The sequence below is a fragment of the Phaeobacter sp. JH20_34 genome (assembly GCF_048056095.1).
GTDB lineage: Bacteria > Pseudomonadota > Alphaproteobacteria > Rhodobacterales > Rhodobacteraceae > Phaeobacter > Phaeobacter bryozoorum.
The window spans coordinates 149,570-169,056 of sequence record NZ_JAYMWT010000004.1 but is presented as its reverse complement, the minus strand read 5'-3'; the positions used below and the strand labels follow the sequence as shown (position 1 = coordinate 169,056).

The 19,487-nt window shown below is 60.2% G+C and carries 30 protein-coding genes; 8 read left to right on the top strand and 22 right to left on the bottom strand.

Annotated features, from left to right (window positions below):
- Positions 1-12 precede the first annotated feature (12 nt).
- The 11 genes from VWZ81_RS02345 to VWZ81_RS02295 are packed head-to-tail and all read right to left on the bottom strand — an operon-like array spanning position 13 to position 7,717.
- Positions 13-1,698, bottom strand: coding sequence for a hypothetical protein (locus VWZ81_RS02345; protein WP_416541977.1), 1,686 nt, complete (start codon positions 1,696-1,698; stop codon positions 13-15).
- Positions 1,691-2,254 (bottom strand): hypothetical protein, encoded by a 564-nt coding sequence (locus tag VWZ81_RS02340; RefSeq protein WP_416541976.1) that lies wholly within the window; start codon positions 2,252-2,254, stop codon positions 1,691-1,693. The genes VWZ81_RS02345 and VWZ81_RS02340 overlap by 8 nt, the downstream gene beginning before the upstream one ends.
- The gene (locus tag VWZ81_RS02335; RefSeq protein ID WP_416541975.1) at positions 2,244-2,960 is read right to left on the bottom strand and encodes a phage tail protein I; all 717 of its coding nucleotides are present in this window, start codon (positions 2,958-2,960) and stop codon (positions 2,244-2,246) included. Before VWZ81_RS02335 ends, VWZ81_RS02340 begins: the two co-directional genes overlap by 11 nt.
- The gene (locus VWZ81_RS02330; RefSeq protein ID WP_416541974.1) at positions 2,953-3,876 is read right to left on the bottom strand and encodes a baseplate assembly protein; all 924 of its coding nucleotides are present in this window, start codon (positions 3,874-3,876) and stop codon (positions 2,953-2,955) included. Before VWZ81_RS02330 ends, VWZ81_RS02335 begins: the two co-directional genes overlap by 8 nt.
- Positions 3,873-4,220, bottom strand: a complete 348-nt coding sequence (locus tag VWZ81_RS02325; protein ID WP_416541973.1) for a GPW/gp25 family protein — start codon at positions 4,218-4,220, stop codon at positions 3,873-3,875. Before VWZ81_RS02325 ends, VWZ81_RS02330 begins: the two co-directional genes overlap by 4 nt.
- A gap of 2 nt (positions 4,221-4,222) precedes the next feature.
- On the bottom strand, positions 4,223-4,513 hold the full coding sequence (locus tag VWZ81_RS02320) for a PAAR domain-containing protein (RefSeq protein WP_416541972.1): 291 nt from the start codon (positions 4,511-4,513) through the stop codon (positions 4,223-4,225).
- Positions 4,513-4,896, bottom strand: a complete 384-nt coding sequence (locus tag VWZ81_RS02315) for a phage baseplate assembly protein V (protein WP_416541971.1) — start codon at positions 4,894-4,896, stop codon at positions 4,513-4,515. Before VWZ81_RS02315 ends, VWZ81_RS02320 begins: the two co-directional genes overlap by 1 nt.
- Positions 4,893-5,387 (bottom strand): hypothetical protein, encoded by a 495-nt coding sequence (locus tag VWZ81_RS02310; protein WP_416541970.1) that lies wholly within the window; start codon positions 5,385-5,387, stop codon positions 4,893-4,895. Before VWZ81_RS02310 ends, VWZ81_RS02315 begins: the two co-directional genes overlap by 4 nt.
- A gap of 8 nt (positions 5,388-5,395) precedes the next feature.
- Positions 5,396-5,818, bottom strand: a complete 423-nt coding sequence (locus VWZ81_RS02305; protein WP_416541969.1) for a hypothetical protein — start codon at positions 5,816-5,818, stop codon at positions 5,396-5,398.
- Between the two features lie 4 nt (positions 5,819-5,822).
- Positions 5,823-6,773, bottom strand: coding sequence for a hypothetical protein (locus VWZ81_RS02300; RefSeq protein WP_416541968.1), 951 nt, complete (start codon positions 6,771-6,773; stop codon positions 5,823-5,825).
- The gene (locus tag VWZ81_RS02295; RefSeq protein ID WP_416541967.1) at positions 6,770-7,717 is read right to left on the bottom strand and encodes an XkdF-like putative serine protease domain-containing protein; all 948 of its coding nucleotides are present in this window, start codon (positions 7,715-7,717) and stop codon (positions 6,770-6,772) included. The genes VWZ81_RS02300 and VWZ81_RS02295 overlap by 4 nt, the downstream gene beginning before the upstream one ends.
- Positions 7,718-7,873: 156 nt before the next feature.
- On the opposite strand from VWZ81_RS02295, the gene VWZ81_RS02290 reads away from it, so the two are divergent.
- From VWZ81_RS02290 to VWZ81_RS02255, 8 genes are all read left to right on the top strand, one after another.
- The gene (locus VWZ81_RS02290) at positions 7,874-9,136 is read left to right on the top strand and encodes a phage portal protein (RefSeq protein ID WP_416541966.1); all 1,263 of its coding nucleotides are present in this window, start codon (positions 7,874-7,876) and stop codon (positions 9,134-9,136) included.
- A gap of 14 nt (positions 9,137-9,150) precedes the next feature.
- Positions 9,151-10,887: a terminase large subunit domain-containing protein gene (locus tag VWZ81_RS02285; protein ID WP_416541965.1), complete on the top strand. Its 1,737-nt coding sequence runs from the start codon at positions 9,151-9,153 to the stop codon at positions 10,885-10,887.
- The gene (locus VWZ81_RS02280; protein WP_416541964.1) at positions 10,884-11,306 is read left to right on the top strand and encodes a hypothetical protein; all 423 of its coding nucleotides are present in this window, start codon (positions 10,884-10,886) and stop codon (positions 11,304-11,306) included. The genes VWZ81_RS02285 and VWZ81_RS02280 overlap by 4 nt, the downstream gene beginning before the upstream one ends.
- A gap of 36 nt (positions 11,307-11,342) precedes the next feature.
- Positions 11,343-11,888 (top strand): glycoside hydrolase family 108 protein, encoded by a 546-nt coding sequence (locus VWZ81_RS02275; protein ID WP_416541963.1) that lies wholly within the window; start codon positions 11,343-11,345, stop codon positions 11,886-11,888.
- A complete protein-coding gene (locus tag VWZ81_RS02270) occupies positions 11,885-12,091 on the top strand; it encodes a hypothetical protein (RefSeq protein ID WP_416541962.1) in 207 nt (68 codons plus the stop codon). The genes VWZ81_RS02275 and VWZ81_RS02270 overlap by 4 nt, the downstream gene beginning before the upstream one ends.
- Positions 12,091-12,309: a hypothetical protein gene (locus VWZ81_RS02265; RefSeq protein WP_416541961.1), complete on the top strand. Its 219-nt coding sequence runs from the start codon at positions 12,091-12,093 to the stop codon at positions 12,307-12,309. The genes VWZ81_RS02270 and VWZ81_RS02265 overlap by 1 nt, the downstream gene beginning before the upstream one ends.
- Before the next feature lie 261 nt (positions 12,310-12,570).
- The gene (locus VWZ81_RS02260; protein ID WP_416541960.1) at positions 12,571-13,017 is read left to right on the top strand and encodes a DUF1353 domain-containing protein; all 447 of its coding nucleotides are present in this window, start codon (positions 12,571-12,573) and stop codon (positions 13,015-13,017) included.
- Complete coding sequence (locus VWZ81_RS02255; protein WP_416541959.1) at positions 13,007-13,210, top strand: hypothetical protein; 204 nt, start codon at positions 13,007-13,009, stop codon at positions 13,208-13,210. Before VWZ81_RS02260 ends, VWZ81_RS02255 begins: the two co-directional genes overlap by 11 nt.
- 86 nt (positions 13,211-13,296) lie before the next feature.
- Here VWZ81_RS02255 and VWZ81_RS02250 read toward each other — a convergent pair whose 3' ends face one another.
- The 11 genes from VWZ81_RS02250 to VWZ81_RS02200 all read right to left on the bottom strand — a co-directional run bounded on the left by VWZ81_RS02250 (position 13,297) and on the right by VWZ81_RS02200 (position 19,476).
- Positions 13,297-13,785 (bottom strand): hypothetical protein, encoded by a 489-nt coding sequence (locus VWZ81_RS02250; RefSeq protein ID WP_416541958.1) that lies wholly within the window; start codon positions 13,783-13,785, stop codon positions 13,297-13,299.
- Positions 13,786-14,167: 382 nt separating this feature from the next.
- The gene (locus VWZ81_RS02245; protein WP_416541956.1) at positions 14,168-14,830 is read right to left on the bottom strand and encodes a hypothetical protein; all 663 of its coding nucleotides are present in this window, start codon (positions 14,828-14,830) and stop codon (positions 14,168-14,170) included.
- A gap of 55 nt (positions 14,831-14,885) precedes the next feature.
- Complete coding sequence (locus VWZ81_RS02240; RefSeq protein WP_416541954.1) at positions 14,886-15,278, bottom strand: hypothetical protein; 393 nt, start codon at positions 15,276-15,278, stop codon at positions 14,886-14,888.
- Complete coding sequence (locus VWZ81_RS02235; protein WP_416541952.1) at positions 15,254-16,627, bottom strand: hypothetical protein; 1,374 nt, start codon at positions 16,625-16,627, stop codon at positions 15,254-15,256. The genes VWZ81_RS02240 and VWZ81_RS02235 overlap by 25 nt, the downstream gene beginning before the upstream one ends.
- Complete coding sequence (locus tag VWZ81_RS02230; RefSeq protein ID WP_416541950.1) at positions 16,624-16,854, bottom strand: hypothetical protein; 231 nt, start codon at positions 16,852-16,854, stop codon at positions 16,624-16,626. Before VWZ81_RS02230 ends, VWZ81_RS02235 begins: the two co-directional genes overlap by 4 nt.
- Before the next feature lie 10 nt (positions 16,855-16,864).
- Positions 16,865-17,101 carry a hypothetical protein gene (locus VWZ81_RS02225; RefSeq protein ID WP_416541948.1) on the bottom strand — a complete coding sequence of 79 codons (237 nt, stop codon included), beginning with the start codon at positions 17,099-17,101 and terminating at the stop codon, positions 16,865-16,867.
- Positions 17,102-17,367: 266 nt separating this feature from the next.
- The gene (locus VWZ81_RS02220) at positions 17,368-17,856 is read right to left on the bottom strand and encodes a regulatory protein GemA (RefSeq protein ID WP_416541946.1); all 489 of its coding nucleotides are present in this window, start codon (positions 17,854-17,856) and stop codon (positions 17,368-17,370) included.
- 64 nt (positions 17,857-17,920) lie between these two features.
- Entirely contained in the window at positions 17,921-18,163 is a 243-nt protein-coding gene (locus VWZ81_RS02215) for a hypothetical protein (protein WP_416541944.1), read from the bottom strand.
- A gap of 69 nt (positions 18,164-18,232) precedes the next feature.
- Positions 18,233-18,505: an HU family DNA-binding protein gene (locus VWZ81_RS02210; protein WP_416541942.1), complete on the bottom strand. Its 273-nt coding sequence runs from the start codon at positions 18,503-18,505 to the stop codon at positions 18,233-18,235.
- A gap of 172 nt (positions 18,506-18,677) precedes the next feature.
- Complete coding sequence (locus VWZ81_RS02205) at positions 18,678-19,214, bottom strand: host-nuclease inhibitor Gam family protein (protein WP_416541940.1); 537 nt, start codon at positions 19,212-19,214, stop codon at positions 18,678-18,680.
- Between the two features lie 13 nt (positions 19,215-19,227).
- Complete coding sequence (locus VWZ81_RS02200) at positions 19,228-19,476, bottom strand: hypothetical protein (protein ID WP_416541938.1); 249 nt, start codon at positions 19,474-19,476, stop codon at positions 19,228-19,230.
- Positions 19,477-19,487: the final 11 nt, after the last annotated feature.

The following is a 19,487-nucleotide window of genomic DNA, read 5'->3' as shown; positions in this document are numbered from 1 at the left end:
CTCTGCGCCTCCTTACGTGTTCAGCTCAATGATGGATGAGATGTCGAACACCTTGGCGGCGGTGCTCGTGGTGGCCCGGATGTCGTGCTGGTAAGCTGACGCCGAGGGCAGCTCGAACACGGCAGTGAGCGAGCGCACATTGCCGTCCGCGCTGTCCTTGTATTCCACCAGTGACGGGGTGTAGCGTGTGTCCCCCACCTTCAACGCCGGATCAAAGGTGTGATAGGTATCCACAAAGCCCACCAGCTCATAGGAAACCCGCACGTCCTGCGCCTCCGGGCGCTCGGTCGAATAGAACTGCATTTCCTCCGCCGGGCGCAGACCAATGACCTTGGAGCCGGTCACGTCGATCAGCGGCATGGCGTCTTCGGTGCCGGTCATGACCAGCCGCATCGGAGTGTGGGCAGGCAGGCTGTTCAGCTCCTCGACATCCTCAACCGACAGCCAGGTGCCGCCCAACTGGAATTCGGTCTGCACGTCACCGCCTTCGGGCACTTCTGCCAGCAAGTCTTGCTTGATCGACGCAATGCCGCCGGACAGGGACATGGGGCTGATGTTGATGGTTTCCGAAGCGCCCGCGAATTTGGCAAAGCGGAGCTGAAAGGCGAAGTCATATGAAATCTGCTGATCCCAGGCAGCGCCGTCCTGCGTATAGAACACGCCGCCGGTTTTGTCCTCATTGGACACACGACCCATGTGGAACGCTGCATCGGCGACAATCACAAATGCATAGCTCTTACCTGCCTCCAGCAGCACCGGGCGGTCAAAATCCACATTGCAGAGCTGCTGCTGACGGGATGTTGACGTACTGCTGTAGTTGTAGGCGGTGGTATCGCGGAAGGTCCCGTTTGCCACCACCTGTTCGAGGTTAGGATGACCATAGGCGGTTTCACAAAGGACAACGCGGGGATTGGCGGTCGCCTTCCAAGCGCCGGGCCGGTCAACGTAGACGTTCAAGCCGGTCAGCACCTTTTGCGCATCGACCCGGAATGTCTGGGCCATCATCGACCCTTCCAGCGCGGTTGTCACAGGCTCAACGGTGGTCACGGTATAGCGGCGCGTTACCACCACCCGGCGGGTGCGGCGACGCCAACGCAGCCAGCGGTAATAATGGCCGACGCGGTAGGAGCGGCGGGTATAGCTGCGGGTACGGGTGCGTGTGCCCGTCTGGATCTGATAACTATAGACGTCAAGTACGTGGTTGTAGTTCGGGACTGACGTATGACGTTGCTCAATCTCTTCCGTGTGGTTGGGCAGCAGCCAGTTTCCGATGCGCGCGGCATCGCCTTCAAACTGACGGTCCACAAAGATTTCATAATAGCCGTCAAACGGCATTCGCAGGCCATCTTCCACCTCGGCCCGGAACAGGATTTCCGTGCGGTCACCGTCGCCATCTTCTTCCAGAACCAGAGGTGACCAAAAGGGGCTGATCCGGTCTAAGCCAACCTCCCCGGCGATTTCGTCAACCTCCTGGATCAAGCCGCGCGACAGAGTTTCGAGATCCCCCACACGGACGCCGAGGTTTCCCGCCGAAAGCTGCTGTTGAAACATCGGGATCGACGGCACTTCAACCGGCGTATCCAGTTCGAAACGAACAAGAGCGGTGGTGTTCACCAGTTGCGGGAGCTTGCGCAGCACTTCGACAGCAAGTGCGCGGTCCTTCTCAATCGTACCGATGAGGGTGGGAATATCAGACATGGGATGCCTCCAAAGTGTTCAGTTTGTTTTGCTGGGCCAGCAGGTCGCGGTTCAGGCCGGAAAGGTGGGTGACGATCTGGATCATTGCGGCATCTGTCTGCGCATTGATCCGCGCGGTGGCCTCGTCTGAAATCCGCTTGGCAGTCTCATCCAGATCCAGGGCCTCATAGCGGATCACCAGCCCGTCAAAATTCTCCTCGGTCAGCAGCCCGAAGAATGTGAAAGTGGTGGAGGCGTCGATGAACGTGCCGCCCGCGTCCGGGTTATATTCAGCCGTCGCATACAGCGTTCCATCTTCCAGCAGCAGGCCGACATGCGCCATCTTCCCCGCCGCCTCGGGCGGGATATTGCCCGTCAGTTCAATGGTGTATGCCGACTTGCTTTCCTTGGAGAGCAAGGGCACCTCAGTCCAGACATTCTCAAGCTGAGTGGCATGAACCAGATCCGCTGTGCCTCCGGATGAAATGGCAAAGCGGTCCAGCGGTGACATGTTGGTGCCGTTCAGCAATGCTGCCTGGCGCGCAGCATGGCCCGCCGCAGTTACGTTAAGCCGCATGGGCAACCTCCTTTTCTCGAATGATGCAAAGCAGCGCACCAGCAGACCGCGCAGCCAGGCGCAGCGGCATGGGGGACGGCTTCACCTGGCGCATTTGCACGGCAATCACGCCCGACGAACTGACGCTTGCATTCACCTCGGCGTTCAGCTCATCGGCCTTGCGGCCAAATGTGCGGGCGAGCAGCGCACCGGCAGAGCGCACGGTTTGCGTGGCGTGCTGCTCGAAACTGAATGTGTAGTGGGCCGCCAGGGGCTTTGCCGCGTCGATCACGGACCTGGCATTGCGCGCCGCCAGCGAGGTGTTGCTGGGAACAAAGCCGCCCGCAGACACGCTGTTTGAAACGGTGAATGTGCCTGGCTGCGGGGAAACCTCGTGATCTTCGAACTCGAACCACTCGCGGATCTCGGCCTCAAAGCCGATGGCGGCCAGGGCTTCCTCAACAGCCCACCGGGTGCCCTTCCAGCGGTGCACCGCAATGGATCTCTTGATGACGGCGCGCTTTACATCGGCAGGCCAGTTATGATCCCAGACCTCAACGGAACGTTCCCAGGCAGGCCAGTGCAAGAGGTGCTCGGGGTATGTGTCAGGATCACCCAGCGCACGGATGATGTCGCCAAAACCTACCTTGCTTTCGGCAAGCACGATCTCAAGCGCCCGCATTAGCAGGCTGGTGCGTTCGGGCTGGAGCGATTGAATATCAGACATCGCGGCCCCCAATCGTGACCGAAAGCCCGGTGCAGTAGGCGGCCTGGTGCGGCTCAACAATCAGATCAGTGGCGAAATCGCCCAGGCTGATGTTGTGCAGATTGGCTTGCCAGATAGCGCCATGCAGGCCCGCAATCGTGATGTCATGGCCAAGCTGGTGGCGCTCCTCGGTGAAGTCGCGCAAGGCCTCCTCGGACGTTTCGCGCAGCACCTCGGCATCCGGCCCGTCAAAGACCGTGATCACTGCGTGCGCTTCAAAAGTCAGGATTTCAGCGGATTGCACCAGAACCTGGGTGCCCAGGGGACTGCGCGGCTCGACTTCCCGCAGAACCGTATCAAGCAGCTCCTGCGAGGCTGTACCGTCGCCTTCGGTGGAAAGGATAGTGAGGATCACCTGGGCCGGTGCGGGGCTGACCGGCTTCACGGATTTCACCAGCGGCGAGGCGTTGAGCGCCCAATAGATGAGCATGCCTTCGGTGCCGCATGTGGTATAGCTTTCCGGCGCAAGCTGGGTGCGGCGGCGCAGGCGTGCGTCGCTCTCCTGAACCTCATGGACAGGCGGGTTTGCGCTTGGGTCCGCAGGGATGACAACGGCACGTTCAACGCCGTAACCTGCTGCGATATGGTCAAGGTTTCCATCGCTGGCAAAGGCCAGCAGCCGTTCCATGCCCGCATCCTGCACCTCGGCGCGCAAGCCAACCTCGCGGTAGCTGTCCTCCTGAAGGATCTGCACAACCGGCTCGCTTTCCAGCTCCAGCGCCGCCGCAGCCTCCGCCAGCTCGGCCTCGCTCGCGCCCAGGTCTTTGGCGACTTCCAGCAAGCGCGTTTTGCGAGCGGCCAGAATGTCCTCATAATCGGGCTGGTCAATGAATTGGGGCGGCGGCAGGCGGTCAAGATCAATCGGGGTAAAGCTCATAGCTCAATCCCTTCCAGCGTGACCGGGCGTCCATTGGGCAGGTAAATGCCTTCAACCGCCAGGCTGACGGTGTTGTGTGCATTGGCGCTGGGTTCGGCAAAGACCCGCTGCACCTCAAGGCGCGGCTCCCACTTGCGCAGAGCTTCGACCGTGGCCGCAAACATCTGCATCCGCAGGGATTGCGTGATGTTCTTATCCACCAGCTCGGGCAGGCGCGAACCAAAGTCCCGGCGCATCACCCGGCTGCCAATGGGGGTGGTGAGGATCGTTTCAACCGACTGGCGCAGATGCGCGATGCCGGTAAGCCAGCGGCCTGTCTGACGGTCCATTCCTGCAAAGCTCATGGTCAGCCCCCCGCAAACACGGTTGATGCGCCGGTTGCGACGGCAGATCCGCAATCCACAGGATCACCGATGCGCCCCAGAACCCTGCCGTTAGCAAAGACAGTGCCGGAACCGCTGGCCAGAGCACCGCCATGCGGCGGGCACACGGCGCAGCCATGGGGTGCCCAGGCATCGCCCTGACGGTGAACGCCCAGCCCCTCGGCAAAGACATTGCCGCTGGCGCCCGTTGCGGCGCGCGGCGGGAAACAGCCGTGGCCGGTGCATTGGTCTGTTATGCGGGCAACCTGCGGCATCAGTTCAGATCAATCCTTGCGCCTTTGATGGAAACGTTGCCGTCGGCAACCAGTTGGATGTTGCCGGTGGAATGGATTTTGAGGTCATTGGCGGAGGCATGAGCCGGGCTTTGTCCGTTGGCCAGGGAGCACAGAATGAACCCTTCCTGCGCATCGCCAGAGACGGTGGCATAACCAACCTCCTCACCCACGGTGTAAGGCCAGGTCTGCTCGCCCCCGAAAGCCCGCATCATGCCCATGCGCAGCCAGCCGGTGACCAGATCGCCGTCTTTGACGCGCGCGGTGTAATCTTCCAGCCGCACATCAACGATTTTGCCCATGCCGATCATGCTGCTCAGGCGGCGGTCATTGCCGTTCTGATCCTGGCGGGGATTGCCGCTCATGCCGCGTCCCCCAGCACCAGCCGATCCTCAAGCCCGTTCCGCAGCTTTGCGTCAGGGCGGCCCGGATCGGGTGCGTACAGGCAGATTTCGCCGGTCACATCGAACCGCAGCGCACCAATCACTGCCTGATCGCGCACGGTATCGCGCACGTCCTTGAACACCAGGCGGGCTTTCGGCCAGGCCTCGCCCTCTGCAATTACGGTCATTAGCGGTTCAGGCAGGCGCACAAAGATCGGATCACCCGCCAGCGAAACCGCCAGCAGCTCGGGCAAAGAGCTGTCCACATCACCCGTGCGCAGCTCGGCGCGCAACACCCCGTCAAAGCTGGCCTTGCGCTGCCAGTCACCTTTGAAGCCGCTGGCGGGTTTGAAGTTTAGGTTTTCCACCATGACCAGCACGGCGCTGGTGTCCCAAACGGTTTCCATCGCCGCAGGAAACGCGGCTTCGAGCCGGGCTTGCAGTGCTTTTGCTGCTTCGGAACGCAATCGCATGGGCTTCCTCAGATCGACATGAGGGAGACGGCGCCAACACTCGCGTGATCTTTGGCGGTTTCGTCATCCTCAGCGGGGGTGATGATGGCCACCAGCTCCTCAAAGCGGGCGGTCAGGGTGTTCACTTGCTCCTCGACCTCCTCAGGGGTCAAAAAGCGATATTCTACAGAGCCTTCCAGGCGTCCCACCTTGGCAGCGCCGCTCAGCGCGAAGGTGTTCAGCCAGGGAAAGACGCTGGCCAGGGCGCAGAGCGTGAGCGCCTCGGCCCATTCCTGGTCCAGTCCCTCAGGCGCAGCCGCCACACCCGTTGTGCGCACTAGGTCGCGCTCAGCGATCCCCAGGTGCTTGGTTAGCAGAGCCTCCGGCACCTCCGGCGGGAGGTTCGCATAAGCCCGGATCTCTGCGGGTGTGACGGCTGCGGCCTCAGGCATGGGATTACTCGCCCAGGACCGCGAATTGCTTCACTGCAATCTCGAAATCGAACGACATGTCGAACGTGTATTCCAGTGCGCGGCGGCGCTGGTGATACGCGCGGTTGCGGTCAATCGTGGTATGCAGGCCGTAAATCAGGTTCTTCAGCGGGGTGAGCATAACCGATCCGCGCGGCATATCCGGGTGCGCCTCAATGGGCTTGCCTTTGTAGCGCCGTGCCGGGCTACCGGTCTGGACTTCATGGCCAGTCACGGGGGCGTTGATTTCCTCGGCATATTCATCGGCATCCGCTTCGTTCATCACAAATGCCGACATCGAACGTGCCCGGTCATCCTGCTTTTCCAAAATGGATTTCAGCGAGGCCACCCAGCCATCCGTTGCCGGGTCGATGTCGACCTTGGGTGCCTTGTCAGCATCCCGTGCGATCTGGAGCCAGCCCTTGTTCAGCCTGATAAACTTGGCCGCGCGGTCTGCACCAACAGCATCATCAGCCACACCGTTAAAGCCGAGATCAACGATGTCATTGCCCAGACGGGTGTTGAAACCCTTCTCAACCTCTTTCTGGAGGTTCGGATTATCCTTGTTTTCCCGCAGAAAATCCAAGGTCAGCGAGGCGAAAAGCTGCGCATCAAGCGCGGTCAGCTTGCACCCGAACTCGCCCGCGCCGGTCAGATCATCATCTTCGGGCTCTTTGCCCTGGGCCACGCGCACAAGCTGGCGGCGCATGATATCCATCACATCCACATCACGGGTCAGCTTGGACATGCGGATGGTGGTCACTTTGGACAGGAAGCTGTCTGCAAACAGCATCGAAATGAGCTTGGCTGCGCCTTGGGGCGTCAGGCCGCCGCCATTGCGCAGATCTTCCGGCTCGATCAGGCCCTTGGACAGGGCCACAAAGTCATGCATGCGCTGACCTTGGAGGGGGCCGGATTTGAGAGTGATAAGGCTCATGCAAAGCTCTCCTCAGCGTTGCCCGCAGACGGGTCGGTTTCGGTCACGCCCTTGGCCAGCGCCTTGGCAACAGCGTCTTCGACCTTGGTGCCGATTGCCTTGGTCAGCTCGGTGTCAGGGCTTTCCGCCTTCGGCTCGACGCCATGCGCCTTGAGCGCGGCAGCTACGGCCTTTTCAACATCGGTCTGCTCCGGCTCCACCGGCTCGACGCCAGCAGCTTTGAGCGCGGCGGCCACTGCCTTTTCCACTTCGGTTTGCTGGGGCGGTGCCTCGGGGGCTTTGCCGATGCCAGCGGCCTTGAGCGCCTCTGTCACGGCATCACCGACTTCCGAGCGCACGATGCCGCGCACTTGGTTCTCATCCATTTCAGTCTCCTCGGTAGGGTCTTGGGGGGTGTTCTTGCCTGTCAGCGCACGCAGGAGGGCTTTCACCAGGCCTGTCTCCGTGTCCTTTTCGGTGTAGCTGGCGCGCGGCTCATCCGGTTGCACACGGGCAATCCCCGCCAGGGAAATGCCAGTCAGATCGCCGGATTTGAGCTGTTTCCAGAGATCGGGATCGCCGATCTGGATGCCCACGGCCCACGCGCCCTCAGGCTCATCCGGGAACAAGGCATCGCCTTTGCGCACCAGCCAGCTTTCAGCCACAAAAGCCATCTCGGCGGTGAAAGAATGCTCGGTGTCGATGTTCTTGAGGCGGCCTTCGCGCATGAATTCGGCCTGTGCCTTGCGGATCGTGGCCGCGTCGGCGGTGTCGCCGTGGGCATCTTCCTGATCCGGGGCGTAGACGATGCCATAGGCGCGCATCATTTCATCATTCTTCACCACCAGGTCAAAGGCGGCGGCACGCTCGCCAGGCTTGGCGGATTTGAGTGTCAGGCCCTTGCCAGTCGCGGGTGCTGCGACCAGCGAAAGGAAGCTGACGGAAAGGTCTTTAAGCTGGGCCAAGGCGCTGTCTCCGGCGGGTTTCGATAATCTCTGAAAACAGTCTTGCCCGATCCGATTTCGTGGTGGAAGATAGGCAGGGTTGAGAGTGTCAGAACCTTGACAATCAATGGCTTAGGGGAATATCGCCGCCGGTGATCGGCCTGTATCTCTCATCTCATGAGCAGTGATACAGATCCCCAGAATGACGCCGCAGCCGTCACCATCTCCATTGAAAAATCGGAGGTTGAAAACCTGCTGTCAGGCCGTGCTGAGGCCGGGCTGGATGGCGAGTTCCTTTGGCCGATTGAGCCGCGAAGCCTGGCGCTCTTGTATCGCGCCAGCGCCGAACATGGCCGCGCTATCCAGATCAAAGCGGAAAGCGCATTCGGCGGCGGCTTGATTGGGGACGCCGAGCGGATTGAGGAGCTGTGCGAAACCGGCGCGGCGGAAATGTTCACGCTCCTGGGGCTGGATCTGGAAACCTACGCCAACGCCTTTCTGCAAAAGATCCGCTCCAATGATGGTGAACGGATCATCGGCCTGCGCCGTCTGCCTGCAATCACCATGAGCCGTTACCGGGCCGGGTTCATGCAGCGCATCGGCCTGCCGAATGGCCAAACCCGCAAAGTCACCTTCACCGCCGATGAAATCATTCATCTGCGCGAACCCTGCCCGATGGGGCGGCGATACGCCTTGCCCACCTGGATCGGGGCTGAGGGCATGCTGGAGCTGGCCTATGCCGCCACCCGCTACAACGCCTCGTTCTTCAAAAACAACGCAATCCCGGAATACGCCATCATCTTCAAGGGCGTGACCCCGACAGCAGAGCAAAAGAACTCAATCCGGGAGTTCTTCCGCAACGATTTCCAGGGCATGGATAACGCGCATAAAACCCTGATCCTCACCACTGGCGGAGGCGAGGAATGCGAGATCGAAATCAAGCGCCTCACCGCCGATGTCAAAGACGGGGATTTCCTCAAGCTGATCGACGCCGCGCGCGACCGCATGCCGGTGGCGCATGGCGTGCCGCCGCGCATGCTGGGCATCATGACCGCTGGCCAGCTTGGCGGCGGCGGCGAGGTGTCGGGCCAGCTTTTCACCTTTGAGCACCTCACCCTCAAGCCCAAGCGCCGCCGCATGCTGGACCAGATCCGCCCGGTGCTGCGGGAACTGGGCCTCAAGCCTGGCGACCCGGATAAGCCATTGGGCGACAATGAGGTTCTGTTCCGCCCGCTGGATCTGACCCCGCCCAAGGATGACGCCGAGGATCTGCCCGGACTGGTGCAAGCCGAGATCCTGACGCCAGCGGAAGCCAAGGCGATGCTGCGCGGCGCGGCCAAGGCATCGCAGGGCGACGCAGGGGCCGCCACAGAGCCGGTTGAGCGCAGCGCACCCGCTGATCCGATTGACACGCTTGCCGCCCTCCTGGCGCGTCTCTGAGGGGTTACGCGGCTATGGCGAACCACACCGGCAAACACAAGATCGGCTCAGAAGCCCCAGGAGCGGTGGAAAACACCTCTCCGCACCCTTCACCCGGAAAAGGTGATAACGCCGCTCAGCGAGTCGCTCCGGGGCGCTCAGGCATATCCAAGCGGCGCGGGCGGCCAGCCAAATACACCGACGCCCAAAAAGAGCAAGCGCTGGCCGAATATCTGGCCGGTGACAGCACCGCCGAGATCGCCCAGCGGATCGGCTGTTCCGACCGCACAGTGCGCGAATGGGTCAAGGCCGGTGACTGGTCTGCCGAGCTGCGCAAGCGGCGCGAGACAACCCAGGGGCTTGAGGCCCAAATCCTGCGCCTTACCCGGCTGAAGAACCCCACAAACGCCCAAGCACAACGGCTGGCCATGCTGTCCAAGACACTGGAACGCATGCGGAAAAGCGCACCAAAGCCCAAGCCGCGCCCGAAGGTAGCCAGGGCCGTATGCGAAACCGCCCTGGGGCGCGTCACAGACCCGGAATACGGGCTGTACGAATACCAGCGCGAGTTCCTGGAAAGCGAGGAACGGTTCCGCATCATCCTCAAAGCCCGGCAGATCGGGTTCTCCTACGTGGTGGGCCTGGCGGTGCTTCTGGGCGCGATGGCCGGCCGCCCGCAGATCGTGGTTTCCGCATCTGAACGGCAGGCCCAAATCATCCTCAATTACGTGCGCCACCATGCCGAGCGGCTGGAGGTGCTGCTGGAGGAGGACAAGGCGAACAAGATCACCGTCATGGGGTCTGACATCGTGGCGGTGTCGACCAACTTCCGCACGGCCCAGGGCTGGCCCGGTGATGTTTGGCTGGATGAGTTCGCCTGGGTCCGCAATCAGCGCATGCTCTGGGCGGCGGTGATCCCGTCGATCACGGCCATTGGCGGGCGGGTCACGGTGTTCTCAACGCCCTTCCTGCCGGGTTCGCTGTTCTGGGAGATCGCCACTAACCACAAGAACAAGCACGAACACTGGTGGCGCAGGACGTACACGATTGAGGATGCCATTGCCCAGGGCATGCCGCTGCCCGGCGGCCTGGATGAACTGCGCATGCTATTCGACAGCGAAAGCTGGGCGATGTTTTACGAATGCCAGTGGGCTGAAAATGGTTCGGCGCTCCTGTCCTGGGAGCTGCTGCACTCGCTCACAACTCAGCAAATCATCAGGCCGGATTACGGGCGTCTGCGCGGCGGTATCGACGTTGGCCGGATCAATGACCGCACGGCCATTGCCCTGGTCGGCCAGGAAAGCAACGGCAAAAAGTGGAATGACCGCTTTGCCCTGATCCACCACGAAATGCACAAGGGCCTGAAGTTTGATGCGCAGAAAGCCCGCATCCATGAGGTTGACGTGCGGTTCGACATCGAAGGCTGGAAGATCGACAAAACCGGCATGGGCATGCAACTGGCCGAGGAGCTGCACACCGCAAGCCCGGAACGGTTTGAGGGCGTTTGGTTCTCCGCACAGCGCAAGGCAAAGCTGGCCCTCAACATGCTGAAGCTGGCCGAGGAACGCCGCCTGCTGCTGCCCAATGACCTGGATGTGCTGGCGCAGCTCCATTCCATCCAGAAGATCGCCAGCGGCACCAGCATCAAATACGACGCCGAGCGCAACGATGATGGACACGGGGATTTGTTCTGGGCCGTTGCCCTGGCTGCCGATGGCCGCGCCAAGCCTGGCGGCGGGTCAGGCGGCCTTGGGGTGGAGGTGCTGTCATGACGCTCAACCTCCAAAGCCTGGCGCTCAAGATTGCCGAGCGGCTGCGCGAGATCGCAACGCGGCAGGGTAACGTGCCCTTTCGCACGGGGGATTTGCGCAAGGGGCACGTCGTGGAACCGCATGGGCAGAATGATGCGATCCTGTCCGTCAACACCCCTTATGCGCGCGCTGTGCACGATGGCCGCCCAGCCATCACCATCAGGCCGAAAAAGGGCAAGGCGCTGCACTGGAAAGGTGCCCGCCATCCCGTGAAATCCGTGAAGCAGCCAGCGCGCGAGGGCAACCCTTGGCTGCTGCGCGCGGTCGAAGACATGGAACGTGAGGGGCTGGATTTCCTCGCCCCCGAAGTCGGCCAGGAGGTGGCCGATCAGCTTGCAGACGCCCTGCGCGCCCACGGGCTTGAGGTGCGCAAGCGCTGACCCTCCAAATCAACCAAGCCATTGAAAGGAAAAGACATGGCAGGAAACAACTCCAAAACCACAGCAGCGGCCAAGGCCTCCGCAACGATCTTCGAGCAGGCCGTTGGTTTTGCTCTGAAAGAGCAGATCGAAGGCGGCTACGTGAACGATCCGCGCGACCCTGGGGGCGAAACCAACTTTGGGATCTCCAAGCGCAGCTATCCCAAGGTGAACATCAAGGAACTCACCCGTGAGGACGCTATTGCGATCTACAAACGGGATTACTGGGACGCCTGCAAATGCGATGAGTTGCCGCCGGAAATCGCCGTGGCCGTCTTTGACTGCGCTGTAAACCAGGGCACTGGCATTGGCGCGCGCCTGCTGCAAAAGGCCCTGCGCGTCACCGCTGATGGCATTATTGGCCCGAAGACCCTGGCCGCCGCGCACCGCGCCGACACTGCCGAGCTGGTGCTGGATTTCTTGAGCTGGCGCCTGCGCCGCTATGCGCACACCGCCAATTCCACCACCTACATGCGCGGCTGGTCCAAGCGTGTGTTGTATCTGCTGAACTTTCTGACTGCCGAAATTGAGGTGCCCGTATGACGGTCAAATACGTCAAGCCGAAATCCGTCACCTGGTGGGCCGGTGCGGTCTTGATCGGTCTGGGCGGCCTGATCGGTGTCGATGCCGGGCACGATCTGGGGGCTGCGGCGGACATCGCCCGCGCCTGGACCGGCAACGTAGGGGCAAGCGTCCTGATCGCCCAAGGCGCAGGCCTCATCGGCATCCGGGAGGCTATCGGGTAATGCGTTTCATCCCCTCGCGTGCGGCGGTCCTCGCCGCACTTGCCGCAGGCTTTGCCGCCTTTCTTGCCTGGCTCCGCAGGGATGCCAGGCAGCAAATCACCGAAACCCTTGAGAAAAAGGATCTCCGAAATGCCAATGCGATCACTGATCGGGTCAGTTCTGCCCGTGCTGATCCTGACAGCGTGCAGCCCTACAGCGATGCCGGTTACCGCGACTGAGGATGCGATCTGCCGCGCATGGGGGACCAGCCTGCCGACCCGCTCGCGCAGTGACACGCCCCAAACCCAAAACGAAATCGGCGAGGCCTACGCGGTGTTTGCGGCGGCCTGCCCGAACCAATCACATCTGATCCCGCGAGGTGCCAATGCTGGCTCTTGAAATCATCGGTTGGGGCTTCATCGCAGGATGTGCGCTGGCAGCGGCCATAGCGCCAGTGGCGCTCGTTCTGAACGCCATCTTCAAAGACGGCGGGTGATGCAATGTCGGTATTTACACAACCACTCATCGTCAGGGCTGTGCCTGTAAGGGCAACGGGCTGGGCACGCTTTCTCCCGCCAGGTTTTCGCCGTCCGAAATGGGAGGTCATTGGCGGCTTTCGCTATGCCGTGGGCAATCTGAAAACGCCTAGCGAGGTGATCAATGTGCCTGACGGGTTCACGTTTGATGGCGCATCGGTGCCGCTGCTGCTGCGCCTGTTCGCGCCTATGGCACACCCCGACTATATCCAGGCCGCAGCCCTGCATGACTGGATGCTGGAGCACGAGGATTGCAGCCGCTGGCACAGCGACCGGGTCTTTCGCGAAGCCTTGGAAGTTCTGGGGATGCCGCCGCTTTGGTGCGCTTTGATGCACCGGGCCGTCAACACCGCCACAATCCGCTGGCATATCCGCCGGTTGTTCAATGCAGGAGGCCTCCATGCAGGTTGAGCTTAAAGACCTACTGACCTGGGGCGGTATGGCCATCGGCCTGATTGCGCAATGGTTTCACCTCAAAGGCCGCGTGGCACTCATAGAAGCGCTCCAAAAGCGTGATCGCGAAAACGTGCGCGAAGGCTTCAAGGACATCAAGGATGGCATCCAACGCATTGAGGACAAGCTGGACGGGAAGGCAGATAAATGAATGCGCGTTTCTGCAGAGCAAAAGACGGCTCCGCATACGTGGAGCCGTCAAGTGACAGAAAACGTTATTGCGGAATTTGCACCAGTTTAACCAAAGACTCTGCCCTGAATACGGCTTGGCTGGCTTACTTTCTCCCTCGGGATTTTGGCATCGCAGTTGCCACAGCTGTACAAGTACCCCTTTTTCTGCAGCGGGTAGAACTCTTTATGTTTTACAACACAGTTAGGGCAGACTGCTTCAAAAAGCAGGCCGACGTAGGCGTCATCATTTAACGCCATGTATGTGCCGCCCGCGTCGGTGTCCATTGGCATGTAGTGACCTAGTGTCTCTTCGAATTTTTCTTCGGCTTTGGCGTGAGCCTGGAACTCAAGAAGCTGATTTTGAGCCTCCAAGGCTGTCATTCTAGCCTTGTAGAGTTCTTCTGCGAGCTGTTGAGCTACGCTCTGGAGTTCTTCTTTTGTAGGGTCTTCTGCCTGACGTGCAAACGTCTGATAGAGTTCACTACCTGCTTTGAGGGTTTCAATGCTGCCTTTTACTGCAGCTAGCGCAGCCCCAATAGTTGTTAGATCGACCAAACCTCTTTCCCTTTCCCTTTTGCTTTTGCTTTCGGGCCAAACTCAAGATGAAATCGTGCTCATGATTGCAAGAATAGGTCCGCAAAATCTACACAACAATCTGACATACCTTACAAGATGCGGGCTGAGTTGACCAAAATTCTCGGAGCACTGGCAAAGGCCTCCCCGAACGATCAGCCTATGTTCCTCCTAATCCAGCTCAAACGCTTGAGCCGCTTCGGTGTAGATTTCGCTATTGCTCCCCAACCAGTCCGGCCGCTCTACTGTGATGCTAAGAGGAGCGAGAAAACCATGGGTTCCACCCGGCTTAAGTGGTGACGGCAACGTGACCACAACGGATTGCTCAACAAGCGGTCTAACGGGCTCGGTTGCCAGATCAGAACTAGAGAAGATCTTTGGGTTTCGGCACCGTATAAACAAGATCACGTAGTGATGAGCGTTTCTCTTTTCCCATAGCCTCAGCATCAGCGAATAAGAAAGTCAGCGAACGATCTATTTCGCTTTCAACGTGGGCGATTGTGTGAACGAGCAGTTTGTACAAGAGATTCAGGTGTTCCTCATCAAACACCTGGGCCACCATTTTAAGTGAGAGAATGTCAATTACTTCGTCATCGTGGCCAAGAACCAATCCTGTTTGACCGAAAGAAAGGGTGTCTTCCTCATGAATGACATGAGTGTCTCTGATAGCCTTCCAGTACCTAAAGCACTCCTTTGCATCCTCCATGCCCTTAAACACGCGATCAGGTTGCAAGGGGGCGTAGACATTATTCTTTCCAAAACATGAAAAGTACTGGGCGACAGCACCGATGATTGCAGAATATCTTGCATTCTCCAAATCTGAAGGCAGCCGCAACACTTCCTGCATTGCTGCCTCACATTGTTCAAGGCGTTGCTGGTGGATTCGTAGAGCCGCTAGGCGCTTTGCTGGCTTAGTATCCAGTAGAGCAACACGTTTACCTTCTGCATATCCATCAATGTGAATTGAGTTGTCTTTGAAGCTGACATTAGTTGGCCCGGTGTAGGTGGGCGCAGGCTCATCGTTCATCTTTGTCCTCAATATTGGCGTTTACTCTAGAACGCTTCAATGCACCGCTTCGTGGTTATTTGGTTGCGAGTGTTAGGTTAGCTCTTTCTTCTGAAATGGGAAACCACCACCAGTGCCCGCGCGGGATCGGGGGCACGTCGCCATGTTCATCCTGCACAAAGCCGGTGAGCGCGGTGGCCTTATCCTCTTGGAAGTGAAACACCGCGAAGGCAGCATTAAACGCCTCCGGGTTCGCCTTCCAGTAGGCATCTACTTGGTCCAGCTCGGCCCGCTGCGTATCGGTGAGCTGATCGCGCACCAGCTCATAGGCCGAACGCTCATGCAGGCATTCGTCTCGATCCAGATCAAAAGCAGCATCGCCGATGGTGTCATAGCAGCCGAACATGCCGGACAGCAGCGGCTCTCCGGCTAGGTCTTCGGGCTTCATGCCAAATACTGTATAAGCCATTTCATAATCCCCCGTCCGGGCTGTTTCTGTGCGGGCACCTCATCGCCCGTGGTTTCAATCTTAGTGCGCCAGTGGTGGCTGGTGATCTTATTCTCGGTCACATCCACGGCGGTGACTTCAAAGCCCTGGCGCGTTTTTCCGCTAGCCAGCGTGATGGTTTTGCCCCGCACGAAGGTGGCGTTCAAAACACCCTGACGCATAGACAGATACACATCCCGGTCACCGCGCCGGATCAGATCCACCGCTGCCTGGCTGTAGTCCGCCTGAGTGTTCCTACCCAGCCTGCCGCCGTGCGTGCGGTAGTGGCCGCGCACCACTTTGGTATGCGGCCAGCGTGCGCTCTTGGCCCGGTCGATCACTGTGCCGATGTCCGTGCGGCTCAGAGGCTCGCGGTCATAGGCGGCACGGGTCCAGCGGTCAATATCGCTGTCACCGCTGCCGAAATATGCCACGGTGATGGTGCGGCACCGAAAGTGATAGGGCGGCCCGGCGGTGCCCCGGCCCAGCTTGGACGTGGGGGTGTTGCTCAGATCTGCATCACCGCCGTGCATGGTCCAGGCAGCCTTTGCGGCAGGCTCATTGCGGCGGCTGACCGCTTCCAGATACTCATCCCGCTGTTCGCGCAGCCGGGGCACATCAATGATGCGTCCGTGCATGTGGCGACATATCCTGGTGGTGCGCTCATCCAGATGGGCGCGCACCTGAACGCGGGCAATCCCCGCCCGTTCGTATCCAGATACGCGCCCCATTTCGCGGGTTTTGGTCGCGGTGTGATCCGCCAGGATCTCCCAATATCTCTGCCCGCGTTCCGCGAGTGTTCCAAAATCATTGGCAAAGCGCGCGGTCAGCTCCTCCCGCGTCATGCCCTCGGTGAAATAGTCCTCCAGCGTTTTGGCCATAAGGTTCTGGGTGTTCACGTTCCAGCTATTGCCGACCCAGTACAGGTTGCCGGATTTCAGGATGTCGAGCGCATCCAGATCCGGGCGCATGAAGGCGATGGAAACCCCGGTGGCCTTGCCGACTTCCTCAGCTCCGACACGGTATAGCGCATCGGTCAGGCTGATCACCGGCTCACGCATGGCGGCGCTGATCGCCTCGGCCCCCACCGATCCCTCAAGCACCCGCAGGATCATCTTGCCATCCTGATCGGTGAACTTGCCGGGGCCGAGGTCGCGCAGCCGGTCCAGTGCCGCCGCGATCCCCTCGCGCATGGCATCGGACCAGGCATTGCTCATAGCGGTCTGTAGCTGGCCGTAGAGCGCCTCATAGGCCTTGGCATCCTTGATCACCACCGCCCGCGCCATACGGCGGCGCACAGCGGATTGGAGGGCTTGCTGCGCGATGGTCATACGTCCATTTCCTCATGCACCCTGATCTCTTCATCCATGCATTCACGGATCGCGCCAATATCTGTCCTGAGGTTTTCTAGGGTTAGATCAATTTGGCCGGTAACTTGGCCTTCATCCCAAAACACAGCAATCTCAAGAAGATGCTTTCTGAGGTGCCGTTCAACAGCCTTTAGTTTGCGTTCGGATCTTGCTCGCGCCTCGCATTCGGATCTTGGAAAACGTGTCATGCTTTTCTCCTCAGTTCTTGTCTTTGGCCCGGCTCATGCGCTGAATGCATGTTTTCATGATGCGGCGGCGTGTGGCCCTATCCTCTTTCAGTCCCATTTCGCGCAGCCAGATCCGCGCTTGCAGCTTGGCCAGGCGCGTGAGCTCGGCTTCCGTCGCGTACTTGGTCCAGGGGGCGCCGCAATGGAACGGCACGGCGGTTTCAGTGGTGCGCGGGCCGATCAGCGCAAACAGGCGTTCCGCTTCCATATCCGGGCCGCCGTTGTGGCCGATCCCGGCATGTAGACCTGATGCAGGTCTACGCGCTCTTTTCGCCATTCGCGTAACCTTCTGTTTTATCTTCTAATTCCGCGAACAGATCCGCGCGCACTGCTTTTTTTTCGTACTTGCGCAAGGTCCGGTCTTCGATTTCTTCCCAGGTGGGATACCGATGATCACAGATCCGGCAGCGGCGGTATCGCTGCCGCAGGCTCCCATGCGACCGACCACCATAAACCAGCGTTTTCCCGCCGCACTTAGGACATTGCATCCGGCACCCCCTCGGCATTGCCCTGGCGCACCCATTGCTCCAGGCCGGTGATCACGTCCGTGGCTTTGGCACGGCTCAGGAACCGGGCGTTTGAGATCTTGGCGGTGCGCTTCACAAAGCTTTGCAGCCGCGCATCTTCCAGCCCGTCCCAGCCCAAATCCCGCGACAGCCCGCCAATTTTGGCCCATTGGGCCGAGGTGGGCCGATCCTCGCCGCCCACAGTCTGGCCATGGCCGCCGCGCCCCTTTTCCGGGATAAGCCCCTCCTGGCGAAGGATCTTGATCAGCTCCACGCGCTCGGCCACGGTCAGCTTGCCCGCTGACCGCTTGCCGGTGTGGCGCGCCAGCCAATCCTCATAATCGGTGCGGCCATCACTGCCCTTGGAGACATCGCCAAACAGCCGCTTGGCAGCGATATGGATCATAGCCAGATCACCGTTGCGGCGGTTGGGGGAGGTCTTTTTTGAAGCACTCATCGTTATATTCCTTCTGGTCAATGCAGGAGCTGGAAACGGTCATTCAAATTCAATTTGCGCCGGGCTAGATGAGCGGGAGTTCCCGCTGATCCAGCATCACAAACGCCTCGCGGATGTGGTCCGGCAGGGTGGCGAACACGACCTCCGGGCCGTGCTCCCCTTTTTCAATGCGCAGGTTGGCGCCAAACCAGGTGTCGCGGGTTTCAGGCTCCGCGCCACGCGACCGGCCAATCATCCGGCGCACATGCTTTTCAGTGCAGCCAACAACCTCGGCGATCTCGGCGGGGGTGACGCGGGATGGGGTCATTTGTCCTTGCTCGCCTCGGTTGTTGAAGTGCCTCCGCGCCAGCAAGCAGACCGGCGCGGCGGCGGGAGGTCAGGCCAGGTGATCAGCCAGGGACTTGGCGGGCTTGAACTGCGCCACCGTCTTGGCGGGAACAGCCACCGGCTGGCCGGTCTGCGGATTGCGGGCGGTGCGGGCGGCGCGTTCTTTGGTCATGAGTGTGCCAAAGTCAGGCAGCGCCACTTTCTTGCCGTCTGCCAGTGCGTCCCGCGCCACCTGAGTGAAGGCATCAAGCACGTCCTCCGCGTCGCCTTTGGTGACTTCTGCTTTGGCGGCAACTGCTGCGATAAGTTCAGATTTTTTCATGGTTTTCCTCGTTTCCTATCTGAGAAAGGTTAGGGTTTCTGCGGCTTGTTCGGGCCGGGGCAAACTGCCTGGTGGGCCTTCAAGCCTTTCTGTCCGCGCACGGGCTTGCCGCAGGCGTTACAGACGGTTTTGGAGCCATCGCTCGCAATCTTGGTGGTACGTGCGCTCATGATTAGGACGCCTCTGCCAGCTCGGTTTCAAAGGGTTCCACAATGAAATCCTCGCCATCCGAACCGATGGTCACGCCTTTAATGGCCGCCGCCGTGGCGCGGTTGCCCTTCTCCAGCATGGCCTCTTTGTTGATCTTCTCCTCAACGCGGATGAACTTCTTGCGCAGGCCAGCCGCCTTGATCGCCTCAACGACGGCATCAACGCCCCGGATGTTGACCTTGGCCGGGCGCAGCCGCCAGGAGATCTCGCCGGTGGCAAACTTGTGGAATTTCACCTTGCCGCCATTGGTCAGCCGGTCGCGGTTGACCTCGCAGAACATCTTGAGGCCTTCCTGTTTGGCCACGGCCTGCTCGCGGATCGGCGCGACCAGCTCGCCATATTCCTCCTGGATTTTGGCAATCTTGTCGTTCATTTCGGTTTGAAGGCGCAGGGCCTCGCGGTTCAGCTCGCCGATCTCGCGGATGACGGTGCGCGCCTCGCTGTCATCCTGGGGCACCGGAAAGTTGGTTGCGGTCGATTTCATCTTGCGGGTTGCCATGTCTTTCTCCTGTTCAGAAGTGTGAAATTACGGGTGGTTCGGGGCGGATCGGGGCCGGTTGGCCCGGTTCCGTGTCTTCAAGAAACAGGTGCGCGAACCAGGCCAGCGCCTGGATCTCCTCCCGGCTCAGCATCGACCAGCCACGGGCCGTGGCCTGCACCTTTGTCTTGGCACCAGCAGCCAGCCGGGTGAGTTCACTGACCGTGAAGCCGGGGCAATCTGGGCCAAAGCTGATCACTGTTTGATCCCGGCCTGTGGCCATGTCGCATCCGC

Bases quoted from the DNA above. Each gene is read 5' to 3' on its own strand.
- VWZ81_RS02305 (WP_416541969.1), bottom strand. From the start codon at position 5,818: ATGCCTGAGGCCGCAGCCGTCACACCCGCAGAGATCCGGGCTTATGCG.
- VWZ81_RS02215 (WP_416541944.1), bottom strand. From the start codon at position 18,163: ATGACCCCATCCCGCGTCACCCCCGCCGAGATCGCCGAGGTTGTTGGC.
- VWZ81_RS02240 (WP_416541954.1), bottom strand. From the start codon at position 15,278: ATGGCTTATACAGTATTTGGCATGAAGCCCGAAGACCTAGCCGGAGAG.
- VWZ81_RS02230 (WP_416541950.1), bottom strand. From the start codon at position 16,854: ATGACACGTTTTCCAAGATCCGAATGCGAGGCGCGAGCAAGATCCGAA.
- VWZ81_RS02315 (WP_416541971.1), bottom strand. From the start codon at position 4,896: ATGAGCGGCAATCCCCGCCAGGATCAGAACGGCAATGACCGCCGCCTG.
- VWZ81_RS02300 (WP_416541968.1), bottom strand. From the start codon at position 6,773: ATGAGCCTTATCACTCTCAAATCCGGCCCCCTCCAAGGTCAGCGCATG.
- VWZ81_RS02325 (WP_416541973.1), bottom strand. From the start codon at position 4,220: ATGAGCTTTGCAGGAATGGACCGTCAGACAGGCCGCTGGCTTACCGGC.
- VWZ81_RS02265 (WP_416541961.1), top strand. From the start codon at position 12,091: ATGCGTTTCATCCCCTCGCGTGCGGCGGTCCTCGCCGCACTTGCCGCA.
- VWZ81_RS02310 (WP_416541970.1), bottom strand. From the start codon at position 5,387: ATGCGATTGCGTTCCGAAGCAGCAAAAGCACTGCAAGCCCGGCTCGAA.
- VWZ81_RS02205 (WP_416541940.1), bottom strand. From the start codon at position 19,214: ATGGCAACCCGCAAGATGAAATCGACCGCAACCAACTTTCCGGTGCCC.
- VWZ81_RS02330 (WP_416541974.1), bottom strand. From the start codon at position 3,876: ATGAGCTTTACCCCGATTGATCTTGACCGCCTGCCGCCGCCCCAATTC.
- VWZ81_RS02220 (WP_416541946.1), bottom strand. From the start codon at position 17,856: ATGAGTGCTTCAAAAAAGACCTCCCCCAACCGCCGCAACGGTGATCTG.
- VWZ81_RS02275 (WP_416541963.1), top strand. From the start codon at position 11,343: ATGGCAGGAAACAACTCCAAAACCACAGCAGCGGCCAAGGCCTCCGCA.
- VWZ81_RS02290 (WP_416541966.1), top strand. From the start codon at position 7,874: ATGAGCAGTGATACAGATCCCCAGAATGACGCCGCAGCCGTCACCATC.
- VWZ81_RS02235 (WP_416541952.1), bottom strand. From the start codon at position 16,627: ATGACCATCGCGCAGCAAGCCCTCCAATCCGCTGTGCGCCGCCGTATG.
- VWZ81_RS02200 (WP_416541938.1), bottom strand. From the start codon at position 19,476: ATGGCCACAGGCCGGGATCAAACAGTGATCAGCTTTGGCCCAGATTGC.
- VWZ81_RS02255 (WP_416541959.1), top strand. From the start codon at position 13,007: ATGCAGGTTGAGCTTAAAGACCTACTGACCTGGGGCGGTATGGCCATC.
- VWZ81_RS02225 (WP_416541948.1), bottom strand. From the start codon at position 17,101: ATGGAAGCGGAACGCCTGTTTGCGCTGATCGGCCCGCGCACCACTGAA.
- VWZ81_RS02340 (WP_416541976.1), bottom strand. From the start codon at position 2,254: ATGCGGCTTAACGTAACTGCGGCGGGCCATGCTGCGCGCCAGGCAGCA.
- VWZ81_RS02245 (WP_416541956.1), bottom strand. From the start codon at position 14,830: ATGAACGATGAGCCTGCGCCCACCTACACCGGGCCAACTAATGTCAGC.
- VWZ81_RS02270 (WP_416541962.1), top strand. From the start codon at position 11,885: ATGACGGTCAAATACGTCAAGCCGAAATCCGTCACCTGGTGGGCCGGT.
- VWZ81_RS02285 (WP_416541965.1), top strand. From the start codon at position 9,151: ATGGCGAACCACACCGGCAAACACAAGATCGGCTCAGAAGCCCCAGGA.
- VWZ81_RS02345 (WP_416541977.1), bottom strand. From the start codon at position 1,698: ATGTCTGATATTCCCACCCTCATCGGTACGATTGAGAAGGACCGCGCA.
- VWZ81_RS02260 (WP_416541960.1), top strand. From the start codon at position 12,571: ATGTCGGTATTTACACAACCACTCATCGTCAGGGCTGTGCCTGTAAGG.
- VWZ81_RS02335 (WP_416541975.1), bottom strand. From the start codon at position 2,960: ATGTCTGATATTCAATCGCTCCAGCCCGAACGCACCAGCCTGCTAATG.
- VWZ81_RS02280 (WP_416541964.1), top strand. From the start codon at position 10,884: ATGACGCTCAACCTCCAAAGCCTGGCGCTCAAGATTGCCGAGCGGCTG.
- VWZ81_RS02320 (WP_416541972.1), bottom strand. From the start codon at position 4,513: ATGCCGCAGGTTGCCCGCATAACAGACCAATGCACCGGCCACGGCTGT.
- VWZ81_RS02210 (WP_416541942.1), bottom strand. From the start codon at position 18,505: ATGAAAAAATCTGAACTTATCGCAGCAGTTGCCGCCAAAGCAGAAGTC.